The organism is Chitinophaga rhizosphaerae (assembly GCF_003958645.1).
GTDB classification, from domain to species: domain Bacteria; phylum Bacteroidota; class Bacteroidia; order Chitinophagales; family Chitinophagaceae; genus Chitinophaga; species Chitinophaga rhizosphaerae.
In genome coordinates this window covers 46,508-58,690 of sequence record NZ_RXLO01000001.1, presented here as the reverse complement: position 1 = coordinate 58,690, position 12,183 = coordinate 46,508, and the positions used below count along the sequence as shown (strand labels likewise).

At 53.8% G+C, this 12,183-nt stretch carries 13 protein-coding genes and 1 tRNA gene; 2 read left to right on the top strand and 12 right to left on the bottom strand.

The features are described 5' to 3' along the window. Nucleotides 1–2: 2 nt before the first annotated feature. From EJ361_RS00235 to EJ361_RS00205, 7 genes are all read right to left on the bottom strand, one after another. A complete protein-coding gene (locus EJ361_RS00235) occupies nt 3–1,016 on the bottom strand; it encodes an MBL fold metallo-hydrolase (protein WP_126243336.1) in 1,014 nt (337 codons plus the stop codon). Between the two features lie 47 nt (nt 1,017–1,063). Then, entirely contained in the window at nt 1,064–1,630 is a 567-nt protein-coding gene (locus EJ361_RS00230) for a TetR/AcrR family transcriptional regulator (RefSeq protein ID WP_126243335.1), read from the bottom strand. A gap of 127 nt (nt 1,631–1,757) precedes the next feature. Then, a complete protein-coding gene (locus tag EJ361_RS00225; protein WP_126243334.1) occupies nt 1,758–2,531 on the bottom strand; it encodes a TerC family protein in 774 nt (257 codons plus the stop codon). An 18-nt stretch (nt 2,532–2,549) separates the two neighbouring features. After that, nucleotides 2,550–2,837, bottom strand: a complete 288-nt coding sequence (locus EJ361_RS00220) for a TFIIB-type zinc ribbon-containing protein (protein ID WP_126243333.1) — start codon at nt 2,835–2,837, stop codon at nt 2,550–2,552. Nucleotides 2,838–2,936: 99 nt separating this feature from the next. Further along, nucleotides 2,937–3,260 (bottom strand): hypothetical protein, encoded by a 324-nt coding sequence (locus tag EJ361_RS00215; protein ID WP_126243332.1) that lies wholly within the window; start codon nt 3,258–3,260, stop codon nt 2,937–2,939. A gap of 13 nt (nt 3,261–3,273) precedes the next feature. Continuing rightward, on the bottom strand, nt 3,274–3,831 hold the full coding sequence (locus EJ361_RS00210; RefSeq protein ID WP_126243331.1) for a thioredoxin family protein: 558 nt from the start codon (nt 3,829–3,831) through the stop codon (nt 3,274–3,276). Between the two features lie 12 nt (nt 3,832–3,843). After that, the gene (locus tag EJ361_RS00205) at nt 3,844–4,464 is read right to left on the bottom strand and encodes a 5'-methylthioadenosine/S-adenosylhomocysteine nucleosidase family protein (RefSeq protein WP_205686897.1); all 621 of its coding nucleotides are present in this window, start codon (nt 4,462–4,464) and stop codon (nt 3,844–3,846) included. Nucleotides 4,465–4,687: 223 nt separating this feature from the next. Between EJ361_RS00205 and EJ361_RS00200 the strand changes: the two genes are divergently transcribed. After that, entirely contained in the window at nt 4,688–4,960 is a 273-nt protein-coding gene (locus tag EJ361_RS00200; RefSeq protein WP_126243330.1) for a DUF4242 domain-containing protein, read from the top strand. 74 nt (nt 4,961–5,034) lie between these two features. Here EJ361_RS00200 and EJ361_RS00195 read toward each other — a convergent pair whose 3' ends face one another. The 5 genes from EJ361_RS00195 to EJ361_RS00175 form a co-directional block, all read right to left on the bottom strand. Continuing rightward, on the bottom strand, nt 5,035–5,484 hold the full coding sequence (locus EJ361_RS00195; RefSeq protein WP_126243329.1) for a hypothetical protein: 450 nt from the start codon (nt 5,482–5,484) through the stop codon (nt 5,035–5,037). A gap of 116 nt (nt 5,485–5,600) precedes the next feature. Then, the gene (locus EJ361_RS00190) at nt 5,601–7,253 is read right to left on the bottom strand and encodes an FAD-binding dehydrogenase (protein ID WP_126243328.1); all 1,653 of its coding nucleotides are present in this window, start codon (nt 7,251–7,253) and stop codon (nt 5,601–5,603) included. Nucleotides 7,254–7,587: 334 nt separating this feature from the next. Next, the gene (locus EJ361_RS00185; RefSeq protein ID WP_126243327.1) at nt 7,588–9,630 is read right to left on the bottom strand and encodes a hypothetical protein; all 2,043 of its coding nucleotides are present in this window, start codon (nt 9,628–9,630) and stop codon (nt 7,588–7,590) included. A 4-nt stretch (nt 9,631–9,634) separates the two neighbouring features. Beyond that, nucleotides 9,635–10,429, bottom strand: coding sequence for a hypothetical protein (locus tag EJ361_RS00180; RefSeq protein ID WP_126243326.1), 795 nt, complete (start codon nt 10,427–10,429; stop codon nt 9,635–9,637). A gap of 493 nt (nt 10,430–10,922) precedes the next feature. Next, nucleotides 10,923–10,999, bottom strand: a tRNA-Pro gene (locus tag EJ361_RS00175). A 121-nt stretch (nt 11,000–11,120) separates the two neighbouring features. Between EJ361_RS00175 and EJ361_RS00170 the strand changes: the two genes are divergently transcribed. Continuing rightward, entirely contained in the window at nt 11,121–12,152 is a 1,032-nt protein-coding gene (locus tag EJ361_RS00170; protein WP_126243325.1) for an SMI1/KNR4 family protein, read from the top strand. Nucleotides 12,153–12,183 lie beyond the last annotated feature (31 nt).

Here is a 12,183-nt window from a genome sequence, read left to right as displayed (position 1 = left end):
TTTTATAAGGTTTCAAAAATCCTTTTGATATGACTTTCGAGTGAAAAACCCGAAGCGATTTCCGGTTCGGCAATGAGGTAAACCGCCGCCGCGGGATCGGCAGCGATACGCTGGCGCAGCACCGGCAACTGTGACCGGACGCCCTCGAAAGTATTCCCATTTAATTTGGCTGTTTTCACCCAATCCAGCAGCAGTTGAAAATAGTGTTGCTGGTTGCGTGGCGTATTGCCGTCGCCGAGGTTGCCATGCCCCGTCACTACGATCTTCGGTTGCAAAGCAGCCATGCGTTCCAACGATCCGGTCCACGACGAAACCTCCGCATCACGGAAGAGGTTGTAGGGCCCGTTCAGGCAGGCGTCTCCCGCGAAAAGCACCTGCTCCTTCGGCAGCCAGACGATGCCGTCGCCACGGGTATGCCCCGCACCGGGGTGTATCAGTTCTGCGCGACGGTGCTTGTCTTCTATGACCATGGTATCGCTAAAGGTCAATACAGGCGGAAGGAGCGGCCAGGCGGCGAGGTCGGTCCGCCGTTTCTGCGCCTGTTCCCAGCGGCCGGGTGCCCCGCCGAAGCAACCTGTTTCGTACTTGCGGATTTCTTCCATCACGCCCACATGCGCCAGCGGCGTGGCACCTTCTTTCATCCAGAAGCTGTTGCCGTAGAGGTGATCGCTGTGGTGATGGGTATTGAACACAAATCGGATGGGCTTGTTGGTGGTGCTGCGTATTTCGCGGAGGATGGCCGGCCCTGAACCGGGGAAATTGGCGTCTACCAGCAGTACGAAGTCATCGAAGATGATCCAGCCGTTGTTGCATTCCACTTCCTGGTAATTGCCGTCTTCGAAATAGCGGGTTTTCCCTTTGAGGAAAAAAACGCCTGGAGCGATCTCTTCCGCCTTTCCGTACGCAGGTGTTTCCGGTTCTTCCGCGCCCGAGGGCACGATCGCCTGGGCGGCTGTTGCGCCCGTCAGCGAAATGGACAGGGCCGCGATTTGTTTGATGAGTGTGCGTCTTTTCATATAGTTATACAGAATGGTCTGTCTATTTAATAGCCCAAATAAAACAGCTACCGTTCGAGCAGCTGTAAAGACATTTGCCTTGCTTTCCGGATGGGCCAGGTGTTCCGGCAGATCTTCGTTTCCACGATGGCGCCTTCGAAGAGCAGGTAGATGGCATCTGCCGTCAGGCCGGCTCCTTCCCCCTCCCTGGCCGGCAGCGCATCATTGACGAGTTGCGCGAAATACGCGCGGAGCTTCGTTTTATGGGCTAATATTTCCGCATACATTGCGGCGCAGCTTTCCCCGATTTCCGACAGCATATTGATGAACTTGCAGCCCAGGAAATCCTCCTGCTGCATGACATATTCCAGGAAATCGAAACAGGCCGCCACTTTCTGCGCGGGCGCCTTCTTCATGCCCGTCCACTGATCCAACCCCGCAAACCAGGATTCCCGGCTGGCCTTCAGGTAATGCAGGCCCAAATCCTCCTTGGAGGAAAAATGCTGGTACAGGCTCGCCTTCGCCACCTTGGCCTCCTCCAGTATCTGGTTGATCCCCGTACTGTTGAACCCCTGGCGGTAAAACAGCCGGGTGGCCGTTTCCATGATCCGTTCCCTCGGTCCCGCTTTTTGCATGTCCTGAATTTACGGTAAATGTAAATGGATTTTTTGAAATAGACAAATCTGTCTATGTTTTTGATTTTTCTTTTAAAAGAATGGGCCGTCTTTCCAAGACGGCCCATTCAGCGATATCGTACCCAACTTACTCCACTTCGGAGGTATTCAGTTCGATGTTTTTCGCGTTCCTTCCTCTCAGCCGGATGTTCAGCAACTCCACGATGAGTGAGAACCCGAGGCAGGAGTAGATGATGCTCTTGCTGATCTCCTGGTGGAAACCGCTGGCGATCAATACCACACCGATCACGATGAGGAAGGTCAACGCCAGCATCTGCAGCGTAGGTTGTTTATTGATGATGCGCGTAACCGGCCCGGCGAACAACATCATGATCAGGATCGAAACGATCACGGCGATGATCATGATGATGACGTTTTCCACAAGCCCCACGGCCGTGAGGATGGAATCGAACGAGAAAACCGCGTCTACCAGCACGATCTGGAACAGTACGGCGCCCAGGCTATGCGGCGTGCGTGTCTTCTTATTGCCGTCGTGCGATTCCGCTTGCAGTTTGTGGTGGATCTCCAGCGTGCTTTTCACGATGAGGAACAGGCCGCCGGCCAGCAGGATGATGTCTTTCCAACTCAGCGCGATCTCCGTGCCGTTGATCCAATTGAATGCAACGACGGGGTCTACCAGCCCCACGATCCAGTTGATACAAAGCAGCAGCGCCACCCTGAACACCATGGCGAGGGTAAGACCGATATTGCGTGCCTTCCTTTGCTGGTGCTCCGGCAGTTTCCCCGCCACGATGGAGATGAAAATAATGTTGTCGATCCCCAGCACGATCTCCAGGAAACACAGTGTGAGCAAACTGATCCAGACGCCGAGTTCGGCAAAGTCGGGTGTAATGAATTCCATTTATCGGTTTTTAGTAGTTCAGTCGAAATCGAAAAAGTCGCCCAGGAATCCTTTTTTCTTCCTGGGATATTTATGGCGGTCGTCGTAATGATCCTTGTCGCGGCGCTCGTCGTACCGGTGGTGTTCATCGCGGCGATGCTCGCCGGTGTGGCGGTTTTCATCCATCGATCGGCGTTCGGCGAACTCCAGCAGTTTGTCCAGCTCACCTTTGTCGAGCCAAACGCCCCGGCATTTGGGGCAATAGTCGATCTCCACGTTGTTGCGCTGCGTCATGAGCAACGTTTCGTTGCAATTCGGGCATTTCATCGTATAACGGTTTATAATTTACAGAAATAAATCATCCCGGCCCTTGCACGGGCGGAAAAAAATTCGGGTGAAAGTATATGAAAAAAATGCGGGGATGGGTCAAAACAGGTTGTACCTGTGGAGATGGCGATAATAAGCCGGCCGCGCCCATTCGTAACGCTGGTGGCGGATTTCGGCCGCGGCGAGCGTGGGCGAAGCGGCGATATTACCGGAAGGCTGCTGTTTGCGCAGTTGCTTGTGAAAGGCGTCTGCCTCCAGCCGCAGGCTTACTTTGCAGGCTTCCGGTATTTCGTTTTCGTGGTGGATGGATTCGGGCGCCCTGGCCATGAGGTGCCCTCCCCCGTCGGGGAAAACGTCGGGCATGGCAGACACGAGGCTGAGCAACAACAGTACGAAGATGCGCAGTCTTGCCGAACGGGTCATATGCCGGGCGGCGCTATGCATATTCGAGCACGGAAAGCAGCTCCTGCTGGAGGGATTTCCCTTTGTCTTCGTTATACCATTTCTGGATATCGGTTTTCATCCGCTCGAAGTCGGCCTTTTCGTCTTTCAGCCGGTCGTACACAGCCTGGCATCCCGCGGGCCGGGGCCCCCAGGTGAACAGGTCTTTCCCTTCCGCATCCCGCGCAATGAGCTTGGGTATGGACTTGGTGCCGTTGGTCAGGTATTGATTGATGAGAAACGGCTCGGCATCGCGAAGCTGGTACCCGGTGGTCACCAGCGGGTTTAGCGCCGCGATCTTTTCGAAGAACGGGATGTTATGCGCCGCATCCCCGCACCAGGGCTCGGTAATGATGATCCAATGCTGCGGCTGGGTGATGCGGGCCATGGCATCGCGCATATCGTCGGAAACCACGCCTGTTTTGAGCCAGCGTTGCTGCCTTTGCCAATTGAGCCGTGCGTAATTCAGGTAATCCGGATTATCGTACGGCGCAGGCGGTTCGGGATTGTTGATGAGGTGCTCCGAAATCAGCAGGTAATTCGCAAAATCCATATCTACACGTTTTTAAGCGGGCTCGCTGGCGTTTGCCAGCCAGTTCCCGATGATTTTTTTAAATGCGACGGCGGCATGATGCACGAGCACCTGCCAGTCTTCAGCGGCATTGCCGCCTGCCCCGTCAGAAATATATTTGAGGCACAGGAAAGGGATCCCTTCCTTCCGCGCGATGAGCGCCAGCGGATAAGCCTCCATATCGATGACGTTGTAATCGTCCGTTTTGTGGTCCATCTCGAAACTGTCGCCCGTTCCGCAAATACCCTGCGGCAACCCCGGCACCGAAAGCCCGTACCGTAATACAGGCTCCTCGCCGGAGAGCGGCGTTTCGTACAGCCGGAAACCCAGTCCCCTGACGTCCATATCCCGCTGGATGAACTGCGTGCAACACACCACTTCGCCCCGCGCGAAAGTATGACTACCGGCGGAACCGAGGTTCAGGATGAGGGCAGGACGATTTTGCTGTAAATACCTGGTGAGATGGTAGGCGGCGTTTACTTTCCCGATCCCTACGATCAGGGGTTCGTATTGGTCGAATTCTCCCGCGGCCTCCGACTGCAAGGCAAAAACCAGCAGCGGGCCCTGCCGCATGAGCCCCGAGATGATGTCCAGTCCGTCGTTTCCTTTATTCATATAATCGCTTCTGATAATATTTCCCCAAAAAATCGATATCAAATTTACGACATTTACGGCAAACGGCTGTTCTTTAACGTTTTGCTAACAGGGCTTCATAATACGGATGATATAGCAGGATCTTCGTACATTCGGGTACTCCCGACCGCCTCATCTTCCGCGGGAAACGCGCATACTTCAGCATGGTTCCATTAGATTCGCCTGCGGACCAACCCCATTGTATATGCCTAAATATGTCATTGAAAGAGATTTACCGGGTGCCGGCAAACTGAACCCGGAGCAATTGAAGGCAGTTTCACAGACTTCCTGCAGTGTATTGGCCGAATTGGGCCCCTCCATCCAGTGGGTCCATAGTTATGTTACGGGCAACAAAATCTTCTGCATTTACATTTCGCCCAACGAAGCCCTGATCCGCGAGCATGCGCAAAAAGGCGGCTTCCCCGCCACCGCGGTCCACGAGGTCAGTGCGATCATCGATCCGGCAACGGCCGAATAATCCATATCCACCGAAAACGGCATTGCCGGGCTCACGTCCGGCCCGGCAATGCTATGCAATACATTTAGCACGTGTTATTCGTGAATGGAACGGATCCATTTTGCCGCCGCATCCGGATCGGTGAAGAAATGTTCCTGCGGCCGGCTGTACCGCCCTTCGTACAGCGCGATCTTCGTTCCGTCCTGGTGCGCATGCGCAGCGGCGAAGCAGCGGATGCCGCGCGTGTTGTACAACGGCAGACCGTCCGCCTCTTCGAACAAATCCAGGTAGCCCACGCGCCAGCCATAGGCGGCCAGCGTGAGCGGCACAACGTCGCGGAACTTTTTGTGCGTATCGACATCCACGGCTTTGAACCCATGCAGGTCCACGAAAATTTTGAACGAACCGCCGTCTTCCACGTTTTCTAATTGCTGCCGTAAGGAAATGGCCCAGGTTGAAACATCGGCTGCGTCTACCTGTCCGCAGATACGGGTATGAATGAGCTTATCTTCGGGATACCACCACGTGGCCGTTACTTTTTCCATCGCTGAGTTTTTTGCAGGGGAAGTTAATCCATGCGGAAAACGGAAATCCCCATCCATCGACAAACCCGCGAAATTCCCGGACCGATCGTCATACCTATCATCCCGACGCTTCACCTTTATTTTGCGGCAATAATGGTGCGGGCGGCCGTTCTTCCGGAAAAGATGCATCCACCGAGGAAAGTCCCTTCCAGCGCGCGGTACCCGTGCATGCCGCCGCCACCGAAGCCTGCGGCCTCTCCGGCCGCATAGAGGCCGCCGATGCGCTCACCGCCCGCGCGAAGCACATTGGCGCCGAGATCGGTTTCCAGGCCACCGAGGGTTTTGCGCGTGAGGATATGCAGTTTCACGGCGATGAGGGGCCCGGCAGCGGGATCGAGGATCTTATGCAAAGGGGCCGTGCGGATGAGGCGGTCGCCGAGATAACGGCGGGCGTTGCGGATGGCCATGATCTGCCCGTCTTTACAGAACCCGTTTTGCAATTCGTTATCGCGGGCGGTGAGGATTTTTTCGACGGCAGCGAAATCCAGCGGCAGGTCGGGCGCCAGGCGATTCATGCCGGCCACCAGTTCGTGTAACGTATCCGCCACTACGAAATCGGCGCCATGTTCCTTGAACGCTTCCACGGGCGCGGTGGCCTTTTTCCCGAAGGCGCGCTTCACGACCAGCTTCCAGTCTTTCCCCGTGAGATCGGGGTTTTGTTCGGAGCCGGATAATGCGAATTCCTTTTTGATGATCTTCTGGTTGAGGATGAACCAGGAATAGTCGTGCCCCGTATGCCCGAGATGTTGCAGCGTTCCCAGCGTATCGAAACCGGGGAACAGCGGTACGGGGAGCCGGTTGCCGGCGGCGTCGAGCCAGATGGACGAAGGACCGGGCAAAATGCGGATGCCATGGTTTTTCCAGATGGGCGACCAGTTCGCGATGCCTTCCGTGTAATGCCACATCCGGTCGGGATTGATGAGGTTCGCACCCGCTTTTTCGGCCACGCCCAGCATCCGCCCGTCTACATGCTCCGGCACGCCGGATACCATATGCTTCGGCGCAGGCCCGAGGCGGGCGGGCCAGTTTTTTCGCACCAGGTCGTGATTGGCGCCGATGCCGCCGGATGTGATGATGATATGGTCCGCAGAAAAATGAAAATCCCCCAGCACATCGTCCGGACTTTTCTCGCCCCGCGCCACTACAGACGGCCCCAATTCCACGCCCCTCACTCCTTTGGCAACACCATTTTCGACGATCAGCTCTTCCACCCGGTGCCGGAACCTGATTTCCACCAATCCTTTCCTTTCCGCTTCCAGCACACGATTGGCGAAAGGTTCCACCACGCCGGGACCGGTGCCCCAGGTCACGTGGAAACGCGGAACGGAATTACCGTGCCCCACAGCGCCGTATCCTCCCCGCTCCGCCCATCCTACCACCGGAAAAAATTTCAAACCACGCGCCTTCAGCCATCCGTATTTTTCCGTAGCGGCGAAATGCACGTACGCCTCCGCCCATTTACGCGGCCAATGGTCTTCCGGCCGGTCGAACGCCGCGGTGCCCATCCAGTCCTGCATCGCCAGCCCGAGGCTGTCGCGGATGCCCATCCGGCGCTGCATCGGCGTGTCTACCATAAACAATCCGCCGAGCGACCAAAATGCCTGTCCGCCCAGATGCCGTTCGCTTTCCTGGTCTAGCAGCAAAACCTTGATCCCGGCTTCTGCCAGCTCCGCTGCGGCTACCAGCCCCGAAAGCCCCGCGCCGATGATGATAACGCCTGAATGTTGCATACATTTAATATAGCGATTTTTCATCCAACGTTCCATCCCGCCAAACACATTTTACTTTTCATTAACATGTATTTTAGGCGAAGAAGCGGAAGTCGTGACGCCGCAATTTTCATATCACACTTTGTTTTTGCGCATCGAAATCCAGCCGTGATACCGAAGGGAAACAGCCGCAGGTATACGCCCTTTCCCTTCGGTCAGATTGCCGTCGGACCAATTGACGGCCACCGTGCTGCGGAACCCCTCCTATAGCACAAATATCCGCCCCCGTGATGGCTTTCATATTGCTGAATTGACCGCCGCCGATCGGATTTTGCGGCACGTCCCCTCCACGGTATTACTTCCTGAACAAAATGTTGTACGCATATCCCAGCTGAATTTGCGGGAAGAAGTTATTTGCATCTCCCTGTTGCCAGAAAAAGCGCCCCCGGGCAAATATCATCCCGTTTCCACTGCGGTTCGTTTCCACCCTGACCAGCATTTCCACCATGTGCGACCAGCGGGCGTGTTTGTCCAGCGACAAAGATTTTACATCCGACTTCGTATCGCTCATTATCTGCGCGAATTTATTGTTGCTCATCAAAGTCGTGTTGTTCAGCTGGTAATAGGCCATGAATCCCACTCTCCGCTCGGAAAACAATTCGACCGCGACTTTCGGGAAGAATGTGATGGTATTGGCGCCAAAGGGCTTACCCGGATCCACCTCCCCGATGACTCCATTGCTGACCTGCCGGGAACTATCCTGCACGCGTACATGGCCGTAGCGCGCGCCCAGGTCTGCATACAAACTGAATTTATTGTCGGGCCAGTCGAACATGAACACATTCAGATCGAACTGGATCGAAGTGTTTTCGTATCTCCGCAGATCGAGGTTCGTGGCATATGAAGGCGAAACGATGACATTGTTCTGGATGACGCCGGCGTTGCGCAACGGGAGAATCCTGTCTTTATTCTCGATCTTGCTGATCGTACCGGCGAGGTAGGCATAGGTGAACCACCCGAAATCGTACCGACCATTTCCCTGTATGCGATGGGTGTTGATATTGAATCGGCGGCCCACTTCCACCTGTACCAGTCCATTCGGGGCTTCTTCGGAGAAACCGGCGAGATCGGTATAGATGCGCGAGTCGAACAGCCGGATATTTTTCTCCTTCTCCAGTTTCAGGATCGGTGTGGTAACCGGGTCGATGTGATTGATGGCAATATCTGCCGGGCTGTAATCCCGTGTGAACAATTGCACCAGGTTGTCGTAACTGGCGATGACATCGCTCAGCCAGATGCATTCCCGCTGGCGGTTTCCTTTCCGGTTGAACAGGCGGATATTTTCGAAATTTTTATAGTTTTTCACCGACGAAAAGCCGATGGCGTAAATGTTCTCGAAAATGTGGATTTCCCCGAAATCCCTTTCCACCCGAACCTGAATCCTTTCGATATGGCCGCGTTCGAAGGTGATGGAAATATCTTTGATGGCAAATATCTTTTTGCTTTCCAGGGCTTTCTGTTTGATGCTGATTTGTTCAGTTGCGCCTGTAAATGCTTTGTTTGGCGCGGTCAGATCGCGGGTCCTGTTGCTGAATGGTTTGTTTTCCGCCAGTTTACTCAGGTCTTGCTGCACCTGTGCCATATCGATGGCCCGTGAGCGGACTTTTTCCAGCAGGCTTTCAAGTTGGGCCTCTGTTTTTTTCTTGGTTTCGGTACTTTCTAAAGTGAGTGCGTTCCCGCTATCATCATTAGTCCTGGCTTTATATTCGCTAAGAATTGACGAAATGACTTGTTCATGTTTGGCAATGCTGGTGTTTCGCTTGCCGATCTCGGTTTGCAATTCCCTTAAAAGGCGGCCCAGTTCTTCTTCTTTGGCCGGCGTGTTCTCATCATTCCAATCCGCTACCCTAACCGCCTGCCGGAACCGCAACGATCCGATTTCCTCGTTTTCATCGTCGGTCACCAGCGAATAGAGCCAGAGGTATACCTGTTGCAAGCCATATTCATGGAAAAAATCCGCGTTCCGGGCGGCTTCGTATTTCACGAGCTTCTCGGTCATATAATACCGAAAAGTATTCAGATTGAGGTTGTCGGCGATGACAAAAGTAGTGTCTGCCCCACTGTCGCCGGTCCGCATAAAGGCAACGGTCATTTGCTTTGTGGTGCGGTTGTAGGTCGCTTTCAGGTGCGCAATGAACGATTTCTTTTCGTCATCGAAAAACAACTCGAACGATTTGGCTTCGATGGTTATTTCTTGCCGGGAGGGTGAGGTTGTGACGCTCTTCTCCCCTCCTTCTTCAATTGTTTTCGCGACGGGATTTTCCTGTGCATTGGCGATCTGCGGTCCGAAAGCGATGAGCGCCGTCAGGAAGAAGCTACGAAATAATATATGGCTCATGCTGTTACTGCTTGCTGGTTTGGGAAAAGATGAAGTTGACCTGGCTATCGTACACGGTTTGGAGTTTCATGCGAAAAATGCATGTACCGCCGGTTGTATCGATCGGTTTGCGAGTTCCTCCGACCGTCACGGAATCGAGGCTGAAGGGGATCGGCTGCAGCCCGTTGGCCAGCAGTTCGCCGTCGAACGCCTGGAGCCCGGTGAAAAGGCCTTTCGCGTTGACATTCTTGCCGAAAGCGGATTTCAGGCGAAACGTGGCCGTACCGTCGGCCAGCACATACCCGCGGATCTGTCCGTAATACTTCGTTATGGTATCCGCTCCCTGGAAACCGGCGGAAACATTCCCGTAAATTCCGCAGAGCGGATGCGGTACCCTGCCGCCGGCGGATACGATGCCCACGTTGATGCGCTGGCTATCAAGCACCATTCCCGTGTTAACCCATTCGGCCAGGCGCACCTGCTCGCCGCCGGCAGCCAATGCGGGAATAACGTCGGTCACCTGAAGGGGGCAATTATCGAAATTCTGCGTAGCGGCGTTGCACAGCTCAGCCACATACCGAACGCCGGAAAGCGGCAGTTTATCCAGGTTGCGGATAAACATCCGGACCGTATCGGAACCGGGCACCGTCGTTTTCTGAAAAATGAACTCAACGGCGGCGATTCCATCAATCTTCGCCTGCAGGCGCAGTTCCGCCGGCGGTGAGCTGACTGGTGGTAGCTCGAGCGAATTCTTGTTGCAGGCAATGCCTGTGCAGCCGATGCTGGCTCCCAGGAGGAAAATCCTTCGGAATAACTTCATAGATAAAGAATGCTATGTTGATGTAACGGAATAATTGGGAATGTATCCAGGAGTTTAGGGTATCAGCGAATTTTGGTTGACAAATAATATACTACAGGGAACAGCACAATCCAATACAAAACCAAGGTAGAAAAAATCCTTCAAACCACAATATTATTTTTGCCTGAAACCCATGACGTTCACATGTTTGCGTAGATGTAGCTACTGAAAATACTCACTTTTAAGTATTGGAAAAATGAAGAAATTGCCGACCAGCTCGTTTTCCGAGAAGTTCCGGCCGTGAACATGGCCTTCCGTGCACATGTAGTCGTAAGCGATCCCCTAAGCTGCGAACTGGCCGCCTACAACTATTTATCCTTTTCTCCTGCAGCAACCACCCCGTCTGCAAAGGCCGGACCGCCATGCGGGGTTGTAGCACTTCCGCTGGCGATTTGATGCGGCACCGGGCGGAAATCAAAAAGGCCACCGGATTTACCTGGTGACCTCTTTTTTTTGGTCGGGACGACTAGATTCGAACTAGCGGCCTCTTGCACCCCATGCAAGCGCGCTACCGGGCTGCGCTACGTCCCGAATTCCGGTAATTTCGTGTGTTACGGGGACGCGAAAGTAATAAATGTTTTCAATTATGCATCATTGTTGGTGAAAAATTCATTGCACGGAGGAACGTATATTTGCTGGAACGCTTTCCATCATGGCATATCAACTTTTCCTCGACGATCTCCGGACGGCAGACATGGTTTATAGAGACCGTCCGGTCAGTGATTTTATCATCGTACGTTCGTTCGACGCGTTCAAATCCACGATCCTCGAGCGCGGGTTGCCGGCTTTCATCAGTTTCGATAACGATCTCGGGTTGGACGCATCCGGGAAATTGGCGCCCGACGGCTACGCCGCCGCCAAATGGCTGGTGTTCGAATCCGGCTTCGACCTTTTGGAATTAAAATATCACGTCCACTCCGCCAATCCAGTTGCCGCTGTGCAAATCCGCAGCCTGCTTGACAATTATCAGTCCCATCTCCGGAAAGTTAAACTGGAAATAACTGAACAGTTTGAAAGAATCCGCAGCAAATTCTCTCAACTTTCAACGCGGGACGCCGGTCAGACCGTTTTTGGTTCAACCAGTCATCGGTACCTGTTCCATCAACCCGTTTCCATTCAGGAAATCGAAAGCTTCGAAACCCGGCATGGCATCCGTCTCCCGGCAGAATACACCCTGTTCCTCACCGAAATGGGGAATGGCGGAGCCGGACCTTATTATGGCCTTGAAATGCTAAAAAACGTGCTTTATACCGATCTTGATTACCGGAAACCTGATGAATTGCTGAATCCCTCAGCTCCTTTTCCACATACTACCGGATGGAATGCCGAATTCAAGCCAACGGTTTCCGAAGAGGAAGACCTACAGGGATATGAAGAACAATACGAAACATTTTCCGATATGTATTTTGATCCTTCCTGGATGAACGGCGCGATCGCCATCTGCAACTATGGTTGTGGCATAGGCATTCATCTCGTTGTGAACGGCCCGGCTCATGGCACCATTTGGGCAGATCTTCGGGGAAGTGATAATGGCATCCAGCCGGCGAGCGTCAGTGGTAATACCGCACCTCCTACCTTTTTCGACTGGTACGAGTCGTGGCTCGACGAATCGTTAGCGCGCCTGCCTCAACAAACGAACCATCCGGTAGATAACAAAACGCCCAAAAGCCCATCCAGCCCCTGATGGAAATTTTTAGGATAACTGCATCAGATCA

What these genes read in the sequence shown, in the direction of transcription:
- EJ361_RS00170 (WP_126243325.1), top strand. Translation starts at nt 11,121, where the DNA reads ATGGCATATCAACTTTTCCTCGACGATCTCCGGACGGCAGACATGGTT.
- EJ361_RS00235 (WP_126243336.1), bottom strand. Translation starts at nt 1,016, where the DNA reads ATGAAAAGACGCACACTCATCAAACAAATCGCGGCCCTGTCCATTTCG.
- EJ361_RS00190 (WP_126243328.1), bottom strand. Translation starts at nt 7,253, where the DNA reads ATGCAACATTCAGGCGTTATCATCATCGGCGCGGGGCTTTCGGGGCTG.
- EJ361_RS00230 (WP_126243335.1), bottom strand. Translation starts at nt 1,630, where the DNA reads ATGCAAAAAGCGGGACCGAGGGAACGGATCATGGAAACGGCCACCCGG.
- EJ361_RS00220 (WP_126243333.1), bottom strand. Translation starts at nt 2,837, where the DNA reads ATGAAATGCCCGAATTGCAACGAAACGTTGCTCATGACGCAGCGCAAC.
- EJ361_RS00215 (WP_126243332.1), bottom strand. Translation starts at nt 3,260, where the DNA reads ATGACCCGTTCGGCAAGACTGCGCATCTTCGTACTGTTGTTGCTCAGC.
- EJ361_RS00205 (WP_205686897.1), bottom strand. Translation starts at nt 4,464, where the DNA reads ATGAATAAAGGAAACGACGGACTGGACATCATCTCGGGGCTCATGCGG.
- EJ361_RS00195 (WP_126243329.1), bottom strand. Translation starts at nt 5,484, where the DNA reads ATGGAAAAAGTAACGGCCACGTGGTGGTATCCCGAAGATAAGCTCATT.
- EJ361_RS00225 (WP_126243334.1), bottom strand. Translation starts at nt 2,531, where the DNA reads ATGGAATTCATTACACCCGACTTTGCCGAACTCGGCGTCTGGATCAGT.
- EJ361_RS00210 (WP_126243331.1), bottom strand. Translation starts at nt 3,831, where the DNA reads ATGGATTTTGCGAATTACCTGCTGATTTCGGAGCACCTCATCAACAAT.
- EJ361_RS00180 (WP_126243326.1), bottom strand. Translation starts at nt 10,429, where the DNA reads ATGAAGTTATTCCGAAGGATTTTCCTCCTGGGAGCCAGCATCGGCTGC.
- EJ361_RS00185 (WP_126243327.1), bottom strand. Translation starts at nt 9,630, where the DNA reads ATGAGCCATATATTATTTCGTAGCTTCTTCCTGACGGCGCTCATCGCT.
- EJ361_RS00200 (WP_126243330.1), top strand. Translation starts at nt 4,688, where the DNA reads ATGCCTAAATATGTCATTGAAAGAGATTTACCGGGTGCCGGCAAACTG.